The organism is Arthrobacter sp. SIMBA_036 (assembly GCF_046535135.1).
Taxonomy (GTDB): Bacteria; Actinomycetota; Actinomycetes; order Actinomycetales; family Micrococcaceae; genus Arthrobacter.
Genome location: NZ_JAWRXG010000480.1, coordinates 1 through 234, shown reverse-complemented (window position 1 = coordinate 234; position 234 = coordinate 1). Strand labels below are relative to the sequence as shown.

Annotated in this window: 1 protein-coding gene; it reads left to right on the top strand. The window is 62.0% G+C overall.

What is annotated here, in order from left to right; all coding sequences use genetic code 11:
• Window positions 1-234, top strand: a 234-nt coding sequence (locus SB659_RS20600; protein WP_410551787.1) for a TonB-dependent receptor plug domain-containing protein, incomplete at both ends; no start/stop codon positions are given.

The following is a 234-nucleotide window of genomic DNA, read 5'->3' as shown; positions in this document are numbered from 1 at the left end:
CCAGGGGCAGGCCGGAGCGGCAAATTCCGAGGCGACGGCGACCAGCCCGGTCAAGGGATATGTGGCGAAGCGGTCGGCGACGGGGTCGAAAAGCGATACGCCGATCAACGAGATTCCGCAGTCTGTGTCGGTGATCGGAACGCAGGAAATGGACGATCGTGGTGTCGTCAACAAGGTGGACGAGGCTCTGTCCTATACGCCTGGAGTCAACGCGCAGCCTTTCGGCAATGACGG